Source organism: Chthoniobacterales bacterium (genome assembly GCA_018883245.1).
In the GTDB taxonomy this organism is placed as follows: Bacteria; Verrucomicrobiota; Verrucomicrobiia; order Chthoniobacterales; family JACTMZ01; genus JACTMZ01.
The window spans coordinates 1-14,150 of record VEQL01000001.1 but is presented as its reverse complement, the minus strand read 5'-3'; the positions used below and the strand labels follow the sequence as shown (position 1 = coordinate 14,150).

12 protein-coding genes and 2 pseudogenes are annotated in these 14,150 nt (G+C 59.2%); 10 read left to right on the top strand and 4 right to left on the bottom strand.

Annotated elements, in window-relative coordinates; translation table 11 throughout:
• Positions 1-319: 319 nt before the first annotated feature.
• The 5 genes from FGM15_00070 to FGM15_00050 all read left to right on the top strand — a co-directional run bounded on the left by FGM15_00070 (position 320) and on the right by FGM15_00050 (position 7,829).
• Positions 320-2,899 (top strand): choice-of-anchor D domain-containing protein, encoded by a 2,580-nt coding sequence (locus tag FGM15_00070; protein MBU3664260.1) that lies wholly within the window; start codon positions 320-322, stop codon positions 2,897-2,899.
• 7 nt (positions 2,900-2,906) lie between these two features.
• On the top strand, positions 2,907-3,845 hold the full coding sequence (locus FGM15_00065; protein ID MBU3664259.1) for a PEP-CTERM sorting domain-containing protein: 939 nt from the start codon (positions 2,907-2,909) through the stop codon (positions 3,843-3,845).
• 277 nt (positions 3,846-4,122) lie between these two features.
• Positions 4,123-4,812, top strand: a complete 690-nt coding sequence (locus FGM15_00060; protein ID MBU3664258.1) for a PEP-CTERM sorting domain-containing protein — start codon at positions 4,123-4,125, stop codon at positions 4,810-4,812.
• 113 nt (positions 4,813-4,925) lie between these two features.
• The gene (locus FGM15_00055; protein ID MBU3664257.1) at positions 4,926-6,668 is read left to right on the top strand and encodes a hypothetical protein; all 1,743 of its coding nucleotides are present in this window, start codon (positions 4,926-4,928) and stop codon (positions 6,666-6,668) included.
• 468 nt (positions 6,669-7,136) lie between these two features.
• A complete protein-coding gene (locus FGM15_00050; GenBank protein ID MBU3664256.1) occupies positions 7,137-7,829 on the top strand; it encodes a choice-of-anchor E domain-containing protein in 693 nt (230 codons plus the stop codon).
• Between the two features lie 57 nt (positions 7,830-7,886).
• On the opposite strand, the gene FGM15_00045 is transcribed toward FGM15_00050, so the two are convergent.
• Positions 7,887-8,459, bottom strand: a complete 573-nt coding sequence (locus FGM15_00045) for a hypothetical protein (GenBank protein MBU3664255.1) — start codon at positions 8,457-8,459, stop codon at positions 7,887-7,889.
• Between the two features lie 274 nt (positions 8,460-8,733).
• On the opposite strand from FGM15_00045, the gene FGM15_00040 reads away from it, so the two are divergent.
• The 4 genes from FGM15_00040 to FGM15_00025 all read left to right on the top strand — a co-directional run bounded on the left by FGM15_00040 (position 8,734) and on the right by FGM15_00025 (position 11,850).
• Positions 8,734-9,498, top strand: coding sequence for a hypothetical protein (locus tag FGM15_00040; protein ID MBU3664254.1), 765 nt, complete (start codon positions 8,734-8,736; stop codon positions 9,496-9,498).
• A gap of 513 nt (positions 9,499-10,011) precedes the next feature.
• On the top strand, positions 10,012-11,088 hold the full coding sequence (locus FGM15_00035) for a PEP-CTERM sorting domain-containing protein (GenBank protein ID MBU3664253.1): 1,077 nt from the start codon (positions 10,012-10,014) through the stop codon (positions 11,086-11,088).
• A 145-nt stretch (positions 11,089-11,233) separates the two neighbouring features.
• Positions 11,234-11,449: a ribbon-helix-helix protein, CopG family gene (locus FGM15_00030; protein MBU3664252.1), complete on the top strand. Its 216-nt coding sequence runs from the start codon at positions 11,234-11,236 to the stop codon at positions 11,447-11,449.
• Positions 11,446-11,850: a putative toxin-antitoxin system toxin component, PIN family gene (locus tag FGM15_00025; protein ID MBU3664251.1), complete on the top strand. Its 405-nt coding sequence runs from the start codon at positions 11,446-11,448 to the stop codon at positions 11,848-11,850. The genes FGM15_00030 and FGM15_00025 overlap by 4 nt, the downstream gene beginning before the upstream one ends.
• Positions 11,851-11,908: 58 nt before the next feature.
• On the opposite strand, the pseudogene FGM15_00020 reads toward FGM15_00025, so the two are convergent.
• The 3 genes and pseudogenes from FGM15_00020 to FGM15_00010 form a co-directional block, all read right to left on the bottom strand.
• Positions 11,909-12,169: pseudogene (locus tag FGM15_00020) on the bottom strand (hypothetical protein).
• Complete coding sequence (locus FGM15_00015; protein ID MBU3664250.1) at positions 12,159-12,374, bottom strand: hypothetical protein; 216 nt, start codon at positions 12,372-12,374, stop codon at positions 12,159-12,161. Before FGM15_00015 ends, FGM15_00020 begins: the two are co-directional and overlap by 11 nt.
• Before the next feature lie 661 nt (positions 12,375-13,035).
• On the bottom strand, positions 13,036-13,620 hold the full coding sequence (locus FGM15_00010; protein ID MBU3664249.1) for a hypothetical protein: 585 nt from the start codon (positions 13,618-13,620) through the stop codon (positions 13,036-13,038).
• A 153-nt stretch (positions 13,621-13,773) separates the two neighbouring features.
• Between FGM15_00010 and FGM15_00005 the strand changes: the two are divergent.
• Positions 13,774-13,866, top strand: a pseudogene (locus FGM15_00005) (PEP-CTERM sorting domain-containing protein).
• Positions 13,867-14,150 lie beyond the last annotated feature (284 nt).

Below are 14,150 nucleotides of genomic sequence, written 5' to 3'. Positions count from 1 at the left end.
CAGCCGTCGCGCGCAATTCGTCGTCACAACCGTTTGAAAAACACACAGAAGTGAACTATTTTACCGACATCAGAGATATGACAAAAAGTTGTTTCATACTTCGTGCCGTAGGTTGCGCTTTCAGAGTTGGCCTCTTCGCTACTCTTTGCTCCGGCTTGTGGACAGGTATCTCCTCCTCCGTCCAGGCCCAGAGCATCCTGATTTCCTCGAACTCCGGCTCGGCCATTGCGCAGCTCTACACGAATCAGTCCTACAGCTACAATTTCGGCATCACTACTCTCGGCGGCGGTCAGCCCTGCTGACCAACATCGGCATCTACATGGACCGTGGCAACAGCACCACGCAGCCATTCAGTGTCGCGATTTACGGTGGCTTGGGGGCAACTGGCCCGCTGCTGACAAACTTCACGGTGGCCGCGACCAACATCGGATCCAGCATGGGACTGTTCAACCTGCTGTTCCAGAACAGCCTCTATCTTACCAATGGCAATTATTCACTGACTCTTTCTACTTCCGCAGCCTCCGGTGGCAGCACGCAATACACCCTGCGCCAAGGCACTCTCGGTTTGATCGATTCCAACAACGCTCCGCTGCCCCTGACTTACTGGGTGCAAGACAACAACACGAGCGGAACGGCCGGCACAAATTTCCAAGCGAGCTTCGTGCTCGCGGACTACCAGATCACGACGAACAGCATCAACTACGGCAACTATCGCATCGGTCAGACATTGAGCACGTTAGTCACCCTGACGAACAACGCCATCTACGCGACCAATGCTTCTGGCGGCGTTGTCACTGAAAGACTGAGCGCCGCCACCAGCACAACAAACTCAGCGACCGTCTCCGGCCTGAGCACAAATCCCGTTTCGGTAAGCCAGACGACCAACTTCACGGTAGGCATGTCCTCCGCGAACGTCGGCTCCAATTCGGGCGTGATCTCGCTGACCTATAATTCCGTTTCCAACGGCACAGCCTCCACGCGTCCAGCCAGCTTGGGCACAAATCCGGTCGGCGTCGGTTCCCAACAAATCACCGTCAGCGGCGTGGGCTACCGCTTGGCCACCGATAGCGTCAGCACCACGAATGTCGCGCTCGGCAATTTCCGCCTCGGCGCCAGCAACGTCACCTCCGCCGTTGGCATCACCAACACGGCGGCCAACGACGGTTACAGCGAGAAGCTTGGAGTTTCCAACAGCGCCATCACCGGCAGTGCCACCGTGACCAATATCCCCGGCTCGCTCATCACCCCTGGGAGCAATGCCACCATCACGGTCGGTCTGAGCAGCGTCTCCACCGCGGGCACCAACAGCGGCACGGTCACCCTCGGTTTCCAATCTTCGGGCACCGGCACCAGCGGATTCGCTGCGACCAACATCGGCACAACCAATATCAATGTCTACGCCGTCGGTTACCGTTTGGCGCAGGACGCCGTCAGCACCACCAACCTCAGCCTTGGTCGTTTTCATATCGGCTACACCACGAACATGGGTTCGCTCTCGGGGACAGTTGGTATCACCAACACGGCGACGGCGGATGGATTCAGCGAAGGTCTGGCTGTGGCGAACAGCGGAAATACCGGCGGTGCCACGGCAAGCGGCATTCCCGGCAGCCCCATCGCCGCCGGTGCCAACGCAAACATCACTCTTGGCCTCGGGTCTGTCGCGTCGGTGGGAGCAAACAGCGGTTCGGTCACCCTCGGTTTCCAATCCTCGGGCACCGGCACAAGCGGACTCGCCGCAACGAACATCGGCACGCAGGTGGTCAACGTCAGCGCGCAAGGCTATAGCGGTCAGGCATTCTGGAACACCGATGCCGGAGGATCGTGGAATAATTTCGACAATTGGGATGTCCCCGGCGGCACGCCCGGCATCGATGGCGCTCTGCTCAGCACGAACGACCAGGCCAGCTTCGGCAGTGCGATCAGCACTGCGCGCACCGTGAGCCTCAACGGGCAAATCCCCGTCCTCACTCTGCTCGCTTTCTCCAACGCGTCAGCCTCCTATACCATCGCACAGGGCTCGGGCGGTTCTATCACCATGGGCACTCCCACCGCCTCGCAGACCATCATCTCGAACGGAGCGGGCGAGCACACGGTCAGTCCGGCTGTCTCTTTGGCCCGCGCCACCCAAGTCATCGTTGCGACCAACAGCAAATTGAACCTCTCTGCGGTCAATGGTTCCGAGAACTTCAACAAAAGCGGCAGCGGCACATTGTCCATCACCGGCAACGGCAATCTGAGCGGTTCGACCACGGTCACGGGTGGCACGCTCAAGGTAAACGGTTCCATCTCCAACAGCACCGTCACCATGTCGACCGGCACGGTCTTGAGCGGCAGCGGCACGGTCGGTGAGACGACCATCGCCAACGGCGCGACCATCAGTCCCGGTAATTCGCCAGGCACGATCACCATCAACGGTGACCTGAACTGGTCTTCCGGCGGCAATTACAACTGGCAGATCTATAACGCAGCGGGCGCCGCCGGCACAGGCTGGGACTTGTTGACCGTCACCGGAACACTCGACCTTTCCGCACTTTCCGTCGGCAGCGAATTCAACATCAACATATGGTCCTTGTCGCAGGTCACACCCGACGTGGAAGGCGAAGCGATCAACTTCAACCCGGCGCAGAATTACGCTTGGACCATCGCCACCGCATCGGGCGGTATTAGCGGCTACAGCGGCACCAGCCAATTTTTGATCAACACCAACGCGATCAACGGCACCGCCGGATTTGCCAACCTGCTCGATGGCGGAAGCTTTTCTATCGTGAAGAGCGGAAATAACCTCAACCTCGTATTCACCTCGGCCACCGCCGCCGTCCCCGAACCCGGCACATGGGCCGCGGCGGCGCTGATGGTCGGAGCTGCCGGTTACGTTCGCTGGCGGAAACGCAATTCATGACCTTGCTATGACAAGAGGAACAAGAGATGTTGAAAAAAATACCGTCAAACGCATGAAAACAAAAATCCTCCAGATCCTTGCCGTCGTTTGTTTTGTTACTCTGGCGCTGGGCACTTCGCTCCGTGCGTCCATCGTCACCCCGATTTACGCGGTTGCGAGACTCAGCTACGCGGAAGGTCCGCCCTTCAGCGGCTACCAATTCGGAGTCTTCGACCTCGGCAGCCCGACCGGATCACCAGGCTCTTACCAATATGCTTGGACCAGTTTGGGCAGCGCCTCGTCCGAGCCTTTGGCCAATCTCGCCCTCAACCCGGTCACTTCGCAGATGTATGTGCAATACTTCTTCAACGAATACCGCACGGTCAGCACCAGTGGCGTCGTCGGCGGCTCCAGCCTCGGGGCCATGGACACACTCTTCGGTATGTCCTTCGACAACTCGGGCAATCTCTACGGAGCGTATAGCACCGACTGGTATACGCTCGATTCCTCGACAGGCTCGACCACCAGCACTGCGCCGGTTGTTAACTCGCTTTACTCGCAGTTCGGTGGCGGTCTGGCCTACGCCTCCGACGGAAATTTTTACTTTGCCTCCTCTTATCCCAGTTCGCTTTACCGTATCACGGCCGGCGGAACGGACACGCCGGTCGGTGATTTCGCGGGGACAAATTATGACGAGAACGGGTGGAACACCCTCTTTAGTTCCGGAGTGAACTCCTACTTGCTCAACGAAAATCGTCTGTATCAGGTCAACTTGTCCGATGCTTCACTGTCCCTGATGGGAACGATCACCGGATTGCCGACCGAGTTTAGCTCGGGTTTCTCCGGTGCAGTGGGTCTTGCTTCCAGTCCAGCCGCGGTGCCCGAACCCGGCACGTGGGCCGCGGCGGCTTTGCTCGCTGGCGGCGCAGGCTTCATGAGGTGGCGCAAGCGCGCGAAAGTTTCTTAAGCGACAAAGCGCCGCTCGCTTCACGACACCCGCGCGGAAACGTGCGGGTGTTTTGTTCTTGGCAGGCGCGAGTCAAAAAACGCGGGCCACCGGTTGCACGGTGAGGATAGAAGGCGAGTTGAATGCGAAAGAGAGGGCGGAGACTTGAGTTTGACGCTTGAGTGAAAAGCTGCGGGGGTCACCAGTGCTCCCCGCGCCCAGCCGTTTCGTCACGCTATTCTACGGATTCGTCACATTTCCATTGTCGTTCCACGTGCTGCGAGGGGAAATTCGATTCATGAACACGTGCACGTCTCTCCACCGAAATATCCTCACGCTGACTCTCGCCTTGGTTGCAATGGCCCTCCCGCTGCAAGCCGCCCTTATTATTCCGGTAACCTACCGCGGCAATGTTGAGAGCAATGGCATCGGAAACGGTGCGTATCAGCAAAATAATTTTAAAGCGGAGCAAGGCAGTTACAACAACTGGTTTGGATTTAATCTCGCCAGTCAAGGTCCAACCACCATCACCTCGGCAAAACTTTATCTTCATAACGAACTCGATGGCGTCACCGGCAGTGGCACTTTCACCATCTACGATGTCAGCCCTGCGAGCCAGGCCACCCTGAATTCCGGCAATACTACCCCGGGTGTGGGCGTCTTTTCAGACCTCGGTAGCGGCACTTCCTACGGCTCGACGGGATATTCCACGGCGGACAACGGCAACTACATGATCATCGAACTCAACGTCTCCGGTCTGTCCGATCTGCAAACGGCTTGGGGCAGCGGCTTCTTCAACATCGGCGGTGCCGCCACGGGAACCGGCTACACCTTCGGCTATAGTGGATTCGTCCTGCCCGAACAGACATACCTCGAGATCACTTCTGCGCCCGCTGCCGTCCCTGAACCCGGCACGTGGGCTGCAGCGGCGTTGCTTGCTGGGGGTGCGTCCTTCACCCGCTGGCGCAAGCGCGCGAAGGTTTCCTGAGATTTTTCAATCTTCGGCTCACGCATCCGCCCAGCAGGCGAGGGATGGGGTTTTTCATCAAGCGTGCCGCGCGGTCTTTACCCGATGAGCGTTCGCCCCGAAAATCGCCCGTCATGAGTAGCAATGCCACCCAAAGCGTGAGCCAACTGAAGCTCCGTCGCGCGTTGATCTTTTTCGTCGTCGCGGTGTTGCTGGTCGGTCTGGTCGGTGCCGCAGGTTACCACTTTTTCACCGGCTGGCGCGCACGCGATCTGGCCGCCAAAGCGAAAGAGAATTTCGAAAAAGCCAACTACCGCATGGCGTGGCTGCAGATCAACTCGGCCAAGGAGTTGCGCGGCGAGGATCCCGAAGTGCTGCGTGTGCTTGGTTTGATCGAGGGCGCCATGGGCCGGGCCGATGCGCTCGACCACTACGAAAAGCTCTCGGTCAAAAGCGATCTCACACCGGAGGATCTCAAGTCGCGGGCTCAGATCGCCATGCGTTTCAGCGACGATACCCGGTTCAACGCAGCGGTCGCCGATTTGGAAAAAGCCGGTTTTTCTTCGGAAGCGGGATCGCTGCGCACCGCCCGCAAATTGCGCAAAGGCGATATCGACCGTGCCGTCACCGAAGCACGCATCGCGGCCCGGGCTTCGGACGATCCCGCGCTCCGCTTGGCCTTGGCCCGTCTGCTTGTGCAACGCTACCAGCCGGAGTCGGGACCCGGCAAAACACCCAGCTCCGAAGCCGTCGCCGGTGCGGCCGAGACGGTGGAGTTGATCGACGGCTTGCTCGACACGCCGTTGCGCAACGAGGCCCTGGCCTTCGGGCTTAATCAGTTCAACGCGACACCGGCGAACCGCCAGCGCTGGGCGGCCGCCGCCATGGAAAAAATCGATACCGACAATCCCGCGCTCTTGCCGGCGGCGGCCGTGCTTGTGCGGTCCGGACAAAAAACGCCGCAGCAGATCCACGGTCAACTGCGTCCGATCTTCGACGCCGCGCCACTCGAGCGCCGCGCCGCCTATGCACTCTGGTTGACCGGTGTCGGGATGCCCAAAGAAGCGCTCACGCTCATCACCGCGCAGGAAGCCGGAGAATCCACCGCCGCTTTCGGGGCGCGCACCGAAGCGCTCTTCGGCATGTCGAACCTCGATGCCGTGCTCGCTGCAGTCGAGGCCCGAGGCAATGTCGATGCGGACGTGCTCCTTGCCGTGAGAGCCCGTGCGGAATACGCGCGCGGACGCGATGCGGGAGGAGCGCAGGCCCTTCGCGAAGCGATGGACGCTGCGGCCAAGAGCGGTCGCCTTGAATTCATTGTTCCGACGGGCGATTCGCTCGGTGCTTCCAATGTGGTCGATGAAAAACTGGCCGAGCTTTGCGGCGATCCGGCGGTGACTGATTATGTTTTCCGCGTAGCCCGCGATCGGTTCAGCCGCAACGGCCGCGCCTCGCTTCTGTCCGCCGCGTTTGAGCGGGCCCGCGGCGCCTCGCCGCAGAGTATTGCCGTGCAGGATTACCTGCGCTATTCCGCGCTGATCGGAGATGGGACGGTCAGCCTCGAGGACACCGCTGCGGCCTGCGCGGCCGAGCCTGCCAATGTCACCTTTCGCATCACCCACGCCCTGAATTTGCTGGAAAGCAACCAGCCCACCGAAGCGCTGAAAACTTTCGACGACATCACTGTCTTTGCCGACCGCCTCCCGCCCGGACAACTGTCGGTCCTTGCCGCCGTCCTCGCCGCCAATGGCGATACAGCGAGAGCCCGCGGTGCCGCCGCTTCCATCAATCCCGATCTCCTCACTCCGGCCGAATATGCCCTCCTTCTCCGGCTCCGGGGTGGAAGCAGGCAAAGAAGCTCAAAGGATCTGCGGTGACCGTTTCACGGTCGAGTCCTGTCAGGTCGAGAAAGCGTTTGTTCACAAAAGCGAACCGAGCCATTCCGCCCGTGGCCGATTGAATCATCGTGTAAGTGCCCACCAGTAGGTTCTCCGTCAGGTAGTTGGCAGCTTGCGGGGTATTCACGGTGGTGGGAAATGTCCGAGCTTTTGGTTTGAGCATCAGCTATTGCCCTTGGGGGTAACCGATGCGTAATAATGACAGATCGTTATGCATATTATACGGACCGTAAAGCGAAAAGATTCCTGTGAACGAGAGCCGAAAGCCTTTTTGGCGTAGGTCAAGAATTCGGGCCGGACTCAGTCAAGGGGTAACAGGTTCCAGCTGTGACCAAATTATGTGTAAAGCACTTGATAACAGCGAATTGTCCAAGCAACATGAAAGTTACGATATTGCGTTGACTTGGTTTTCAAGGGTGTTATTTTCCTATGCAAATTTCGTAACCCATGAAAAAAGCCTTTGCCCTCGCCGCCGCTGCAATGCTTTCCGTTGTCAGTGCCCACTCTGCGATCGTTTTGCAGACGCAAAATTACAGCAACGTGGGTTCGACGGCGGCCCTCCTTACTTGGAACAAATTTGACCTGAACCTTGGAACACTCACAGCGATCACACTCGAAGCAACGGGGGTTCTCAGCGGTTCCTACGATGTTGATAACCTCGATCTCGAGGCTCCGGCGACCCTGGTTCTAAATTCTCGTGGACGCATACGCCTGACCTTTTCGGGAGTGGGCGCGCCGACCGGCATCAATGGCTCACTGATCGACCCGCTGAGCACTTCACCAGTCTCTACCTCGGGGCAAACCATAGCCCCCGACACCTTGCAAACCTTCACTCTATTAAGTGGTGCCGGTGTCAACGAGTCCAGTTTCAGCAGTGATCAACTTGCCAATGCTGCTTACTACAGCGCGATCGGCGGCGGAACCTTTAATAGCAGCCTCTTGCGTGTGGTAAGTCTCGCCGTCAGCGGCACGGCTTTTAATACGGATACTGCTGGAGTCCTGGCAGGAGGGACCATCAACCTCACTTACGAATACACGCCGGCTGCAGTGATCCCCGAACCCGGCACATGGGCCGCGGCGGCGCTGCTCGTCGGTGGCGCGGCGTTCATGCGCTGGCGCAAACGCGCCAAAGTTTCGTAGTCATCCAAGCGCCGCTTCACTTCACGACACCCGCGCGGAAACGTGCGGTTGTTTTGTTCAGGATGCCTGAGACTTCGCCTCGTCGATCAGTTCCTCCAGACCCGCCAACCGATACGAAGCGCAGAGCCTGCGCATGGCATCCAGGTCGGCATCGGGGTTGCGCAACAACACTTCGACGACATCCGCTTTCGACTTCATCCCGCCCGCGTAGAGCTTGAGTGCAACGAGGTGCGGTAGCGGAACAAGCTTCAATGGACTGCCTGCGCGCACCGACATCTTGGCCTCGCGTAAAGCATCCTCAATGACGGCCGGAAATTTACCCGCGTAACTGATGATCTGCAGAACGCCGAACGGGCCCTCCACATCGATGACGCCTCCCAGTGCATCCTGTGCGTCGGGTTCGTGCAGTGAGGCACGATACCCCTCGGTATTCAGCGTGGCAGCAAGCAGCCGCAGGTGTTCCAGATCGGCGTTGACCGCCATGTCGAGATCCTCGGTCTGTCGCACGTAGCGGTGGGCCGCCAAGGCCACAGCGCCGATGACCACGGCATCGATGCGATGCCGTTGCATGATCTGCAGCACGTTTTCCGCCGCGTCGAGAATGTCCGGCGGCGTTTCCACCGGTCTCAAGCCGTGATTGGGGCGGGGCTCAGCCGGGCGAAGCGCCGACGCATCCCAAGTGCCGCGCGGATGCGTTCCTCGACCGACATGGCCTCGATGCGGCGCATATCGGAGCGGCGCGCGGCGGCGGCCGATGCGCTGGAGCGAGGCTTTGTGCTGGGCCGACTGCGACTCATGAGCCTGTTCTCGCATGGCCTGCGGTGCGCGTCAACGCGTGGCATTGGCTTCTTCCGGGAGCGCGGCGGCGGTTTGACAAGAGGGTAAATTTTACGAATATTACGTTATGCGCTTTGGCGTGTTCTCCGCCGCCGTTTGGCTCCTCTCTACTCTCGCTGTGGGCCACGCCAATCTCATCGTCAACGGCAGCTTCGAGTCGGGGAATACCGGCTTCACCAGCGACTACACCTACAAAGTCCCCAACTCGCCTGGTCTCATGAATGCGGGCGAATACAGCGTCATCCAGAGCCTGAATCAGGTGCATTCCATCTGGGCCGGGGCGGGCAGTCTTTCCGCGCAGAGCGGCACAAACTATCTTGCCGCCAACGGATCGACCGACACCAACGCTTCGCCTTGGATGCAGACGATCACGGTCAATCCGGGCGACATCACCGTGAGCACGACCAATGCGCCGGTCTATTACCGCTTCCAAGCCTATATCGCCAGCGTCTATCCCGCCGCGCCGCCGCAATTGGCCTTCGAGATGAGCCTGAACAACTCGGGTGCGTGGCAACAACTCACCACCTCCGTCACTATCCCTACGAATTCCATCGACATTTGGTATCTGACTTATCGCGACGGATATTTCCTGTCCGCGCCGACCACGATTTCCTTCCGTCTGCGCAACACGGTCTCCGCCGAAGGCGGGAACGATTTCGCCATCGACAGCATCTACTTCGGTCTTTCGACGAACGCGCCGAGTTATCCGGCGAACGCGATCAACAGCATCGGCCCGATCACCGGCGGTGTTGTTCCCGAGCCCGGCAGTTGGGCCGCAGCGTCCTTGCTCGCGCTGACCGCGGGATTTGTTCGCTGGCGCAAGCGCATTTGATTGCTATGCAAAATGCGGCGTCGAAGTCATGCGTATTTCTCGCGTGTTTGCTGCTCGCGCAAACCACTTTCGGGGGAATTATTTTTTACAGCAGCAGCTTTGACAGCACGAGCGGTTGGACTTCGCAATTGAACGCTCCTCCCGCATCGGTCGGCGCGACGCTCGAGGCTGCGGCTCCCTTCGTTGTCGGAGGCACGTCAATGGGCTCCTACCTGTCCTCTTATAATTATCCGGCCACGCTGGTCATGCCCGCGGCAGCCTCGGTCAACCCCAGCGTGTGGTTGGGATTTCTGCTCCGCAACGACTCCGGCACACCGTGGTTGGGCGGCGTCGGTCTCATGGGCGGAACGAACAATCTTGAAGTCCAATACACCGGTCCTTGGTTCGGGCAGGTTGGGTCCTATCAAGTGGCATCCGCCGAGCCGAACGTAACGCTGATAAACTCGGACTGGAGCGGATGGGCGACAAACTCGTTTGCGCTCACCAACGGACAGCAGGTCGCCGTCCTCGCCCATGTCTACGACAACAGTGCCAGCGGTGTCTATGACACGGCGGACCTCTGGGTGCAGTCCGATCTCACGTCCCCCCTTTTCCAGGGTGTCTCGCAGTCCAACGCGGTGGTTTACGGGTTCGACCTCGGCAACACCTCGAGCCAGGCCATCCGCTCGCTCCGATTGGCTGGGGAATTTGGCGTGCAGTCCTACGATAACCTCGTCATGGCCTCCACGAGTGCAGATGCAATCACTTTTCTCCAGGATCCCGGTGCAGGCTCTGTCCCCGAGCCGGGCACATGGGGCGCTGCGGCGATGCTCCTCGGTGCGGCGGGTTACGTTCGCTGGAACAGACGGGCGAAAATTTCGTAAAATGCTCTGTCACCTCCGCAATTTTTTCTTGGTGTGGGCATGTCTTCTTCTCGGGGCGGTCTCCTCGCGGGCCGAACTTATCGTCATGAATCCGACGTATGTGAACCGGATCATCAGCTACGTCTGGTATCCGTTCGAAGATACCGTTTTCCTGAACGACTATTTCAGCACTCATTACAATCCTGCGCCCAATTACAACTACCAGCGCTCTATGATCTACACCCCGGGCAGTGATTTCGAAAACGCTTTGGTGGGCGCTCTGGGCGCGAACTACACGATCAACTCGGTGCAACTCATCGTCGGTTCCAGCACGAACGTGGACAGTTATGGTCCTTATATTTCGTTGGGAGCCAAGGGCGCCTATGAAGTTCTGACCGCTTACAACCCCGCGACGGTCACATGGAACAACTTCAATTATGGCGGCGCGGCGGGCACCAACTGGGCGAGTTCACCCATTTCCACGGGGACCATTTCGGGTGACACGGTGGTATGGGATTTCTCGCCCTCGCTGATCCAAGGGTGGATCGATGGCGGCACCAACCTCGGCCTGATGTTCCCCGATTACGGCGCCAGCGGCGACATCCAGGACACCACGCAAGCCTCGAACGTTTATTGGTCTATCAACGCCACCGCCGCCGTCCCCGAGCCCGCCACATGGGCCGCGTCGTCCTTGCTCGCGCTGACCGCGGGATTTGTTCGCTGGCGCAGACGCGCGAGAGTTTCTTAAGCGACAAAGCGCTGCTCACTTCGCGACACCTGCACGGAAACGTGCGGGTGTTTTGTTTTTGCTGTGGGATTTGTGACGCGCCCTGAGTCGCCGTTAGCGTGGGGTTGACTCCTTCGCCAAGACGCACTACGGTGTCTTACACGTTATGACAACTTTGACCATCCGCCTACCCGACACACTGAAGGGCGACCTCGACAAGCTCAGTCGCAGGGAGAACAAGGCCGTGAGCGACATGGTCCGTGAATCATTGCGCCGCTACGTGGCCGTGGAGAAATTTCGCGCGGTCCGGAAAAAAATTCTGCCGTTTGCCGAGGCCCAGGGGCTCCTAAGTGACGAGGATGTGTTCAAGGCTCTCTCATGAGGGTCATCCTTGATTCGAACGTATTCATCGCAGCGGTTGCCTCCCGCGGTCTGTGCGAAGCGATCGTAGAACTTTGCCTTGAGCGACACAGCCTGATTGCGGGCGAGGGAATTCTCGATGAGGTGGAGACCAAACTCACGACCAAGCTCAAGGTTCCGTCCCGCGTGGTTGCAGAATACGTCAAGTTCCTGCGACAACACGTCGATCTCGTGAGGCCCGAGAAACTTGATCCCAAGACGTGTCGCGATCCGAAGGACCTCATCGTGCTTGGGTTGGTTTCGCCGGGAGCTGCACAAGCTATCGTGACAGGCGACAAGGACTTGCTGGTGCTGAAAAGTTCCAAGGGCGCAGCGATCATGACTCCCCGCGCGTTTTGGGAGTGCAGTCAGGCCGAGGACTGATCAAGCGCGCGTCAGCGCAAGGATGTGGGCGTGCAGGAACGCGTTAGTCGGGGCGGCTTCAGCGCCGCTTGATTAGTCGCTCATACGCGGTGTGCGAGCCAATCCAGAACCAGAGCGCCGTATCACCATCAACCACGGTGAGCGCGCGATAAGAATCCGTGACCCGGCAAGACCAATAGTTCTGCACTTTCTTGAATTGCAGCGAAGGGTGTCCGGGATCTTTGGCCCACAGCTTTTATTGCTTGGCGGCCAACCTCTGAATGGGCACCGGAAGTTGCCTGAAATTTTTCCAGAACTTCTGGCCCGCTTTACTCTTTATCGGCCGGCATGGGAAAGCTCTGGCCGGCACGATGTTCGGCGATCGCTTCCGCGGCCAAGTCGTCGAGTTTACCCGCGACAATATCCTGCTCGATCTGACGATCCCACGCGTCGGAAAAGCGCTCGGAGATCCAGTCCGTCAGTTGAAAAAGCTGCTCGTTCGGCAATTTTTCAATGGCCTGTTCGATTTCGGCCAAGGTGCTCATGAGGGAAGATTAGCGTGCGAGGGGAGGTATCGCAAACGTGGATTCCCCCTTCCAGCCTCTGACCTCGTGACCAAGCGCGGTTTCCAAATCTGGATCGTATCGAAACGCGCAAGGCGCGGAGTTTTCAGAGGTCAGTCGGCAGCCTTCAGCCTGAGGGACATTTTCTTCGGCATGACGATGGTTGCCGTTTAGCGTGCTCTTTTGCGGCAGGCTTCATGCGCTGGCGCAAACGCGCGAAAGCTTCTTGAGCGACCAAAGCGCTGCTCACTTCGCGACACCCGCGCGGCAACGTGTGGGTGTTTTTTTGTCGAGGGGTCGGCTCAGCGAACGAAGCTGCACTCATAACAACGTCCCCAAGAACGTTAACTTAACAGCATTCTCTCGCGGTGGGGTCCGCTGGCCTCTCCGAGCCGTAGGCTCTACGAGCAGGAGGCCACCGGACTGCTGCATCTCTCTGCTTGGCGTGCGGACGGCTGGGCCAGCCGTCCCTACCGAAGGTGGTGAAAAGTAAAAAACCTTTCGCCTTTGGTATTAGCATTCCTGGACGACCAACTTGAGCCCGAAGCGCGCATTTTCACGTTCGGCGACTTTCTGCGCTCGCCGCATGGCGGCAACGGCTTTGCGCGTGAAGTCCGACGAGGACGAACGCTTGGCGCGGGATTCAGATTTTGGCTTGGCGAACGACGCCTTCATAGATCCCCTCATCTTTAACCTCTTTTTGGTCCCCTGCCCAGCGGGCAATCAGTCGTGGAGGATGCGATGCGGCATCGAAGAGGAGAGCTTCATCGGCGAGCGGGAGGTATTTGTGGAAGAAATTGACGAGACTCGGAATGAATCTCCGCCGCACATCACGCTCCGGAACATCGTGGCCGCCAGTGAGGACTCTTTGTTTCACACGGCGCAGCGAGATCCGCACGTGCGGCAGCCAAAGGTAGGCAAGGCGGATGCGGTAACCGGCGGTTTTCGCCTCCATAAGCATGGATGCGTAGGTGCGGCCGCTCAGCGTGCTTTCGAAGGCAAAGTCACGGCGCATGGCGACCAACTCACGCCATCGCGCAAGAATAAGCCGCGCTGAGCGGACAGACATCGCCTTTGGGCGCAGAGGAGAGAGTCCAGCCGCGAGGAGGTCTGCGTTGAGGAACTCGACAACATGCGCGGAGGGCAGAAACTCCTTGGCAAAAGTCGTTTTGCCCGCACCGTTAGGACCGGCGATCAGGTAGATGATCGGTGCTCGCTCGGAAGACACAAAATGAACATCGACGGCGTGCCGCAAGTGTCAATGACCATGTCACGGGAACGTGCGTGGCTGCGCGGGTGTGGGGAAGGGCGGGGCCGGTCACGGTTTCAGCGGCATGACGGATTGTCTTTGGTCTAGAGCTATGACGATCGCTTTGCCGCCGCCGTCCCCGAACCCGGCACCTGGGTCGCGGCGGCGTTACTCGCCGGCGGTGCGGCCTTCGCCCGCTGGCGCAAGCGCGCGAAGGTTTCTTAAGCGACCAAAGCGCTGCTCACTTCGCGACACCCGCGCGGCAACGTGCGGGTTTTGTCTTTAGGCGGCTGGCTCTTCTGTCACGGAGGGAGCGCCGGCGTCGTCGGTTAGCTTCGCTTGCAGGCCGCCGGATTCGACATGGTTCTGTGCGATCGTGATCGTGTTGCCGTCCGGCAGGGTGATGCGCCACATGCTGCGCTTGCCGAAGGAATAGTCCGGCACCACGTAGTGCCCTTCGCCGCGGATGATTTCCGTGAAAGGCCAAAATACGAATTCCTCCCGCACCA

Excerpts from the sequence above, each read along its gene's own strand:
- FGM15_00065 (MBU3664259.1), top strand. The coding sequence starts at position 2,907 with ATGACAAGAGGAACAAGAGATGTTGAAAAAAATACCGTCAAACGCATG.
- FGM15_00040 (MBU3664254.1), top strand. The coding sequence starts at position 8,734 with ATGCGCTTTGGCGTGTTCTCCGCCGCCGTTTGGCTCCTCTCTACTCTC.
- FGM15_00055 (MBU3664257.1), top strand. The coding sequence starts at position 4,926 with ATGAGTAGCAATGCCACCCAAAGCGTGAGCCAACTGAAGCTCCGTCGC.
- FGM15_00035 (MBU3664253.1), top strand. The coding sequence starts at position 10,012 with ATGTCTACGACAACAGTGCCAGCGGTGTCTATGACACGGCGGACCTCT.
- FGM15_00050 (MBU3664256.1), top strand. The coding sequence starts at position 7,137 with ATGAAAAAAGCCTTTGCCCTCGCCGCCGCTGCAATGCTTTCCGTTGTC.
- FGM15_00070 (MBU3664260.1), top strand. The coding sequence starts at position 320 with ATGGACCGTGGCAACAGCACCACGCAGCCATTCAGTGTCGCGATTTAC.
- FGM15_00060 (MBU3664258.1), top strand. The coding sequence starts at position 4,123 with ATGAACACGTGCACGTCTCTCCACCGAAATATCCTCACGCTGACTCTC.
- FGM15_00015 (MBU3664250.1), bottom strand. The coding sequence starts at position 12,374 with ATGAGCACCTTGGCCGAAATCGAACAGGCCATTGAAAAATTGCCGAAC.
- FGM15_00030 (MBU3664252.1), top strand. The coding sequence starts at position 11,234 with ATGACAACTTTGACCATCCGCCTACCCGACACACTGAAGGGCGACCTC.
- FGM15_00025 (MBU3664251.1), top strand. The coding sequence starts at position 11,446 with ATGAGGGTCATCCTTGATTCGAACGTATTCATCGCAGCGGTTGCCTCC.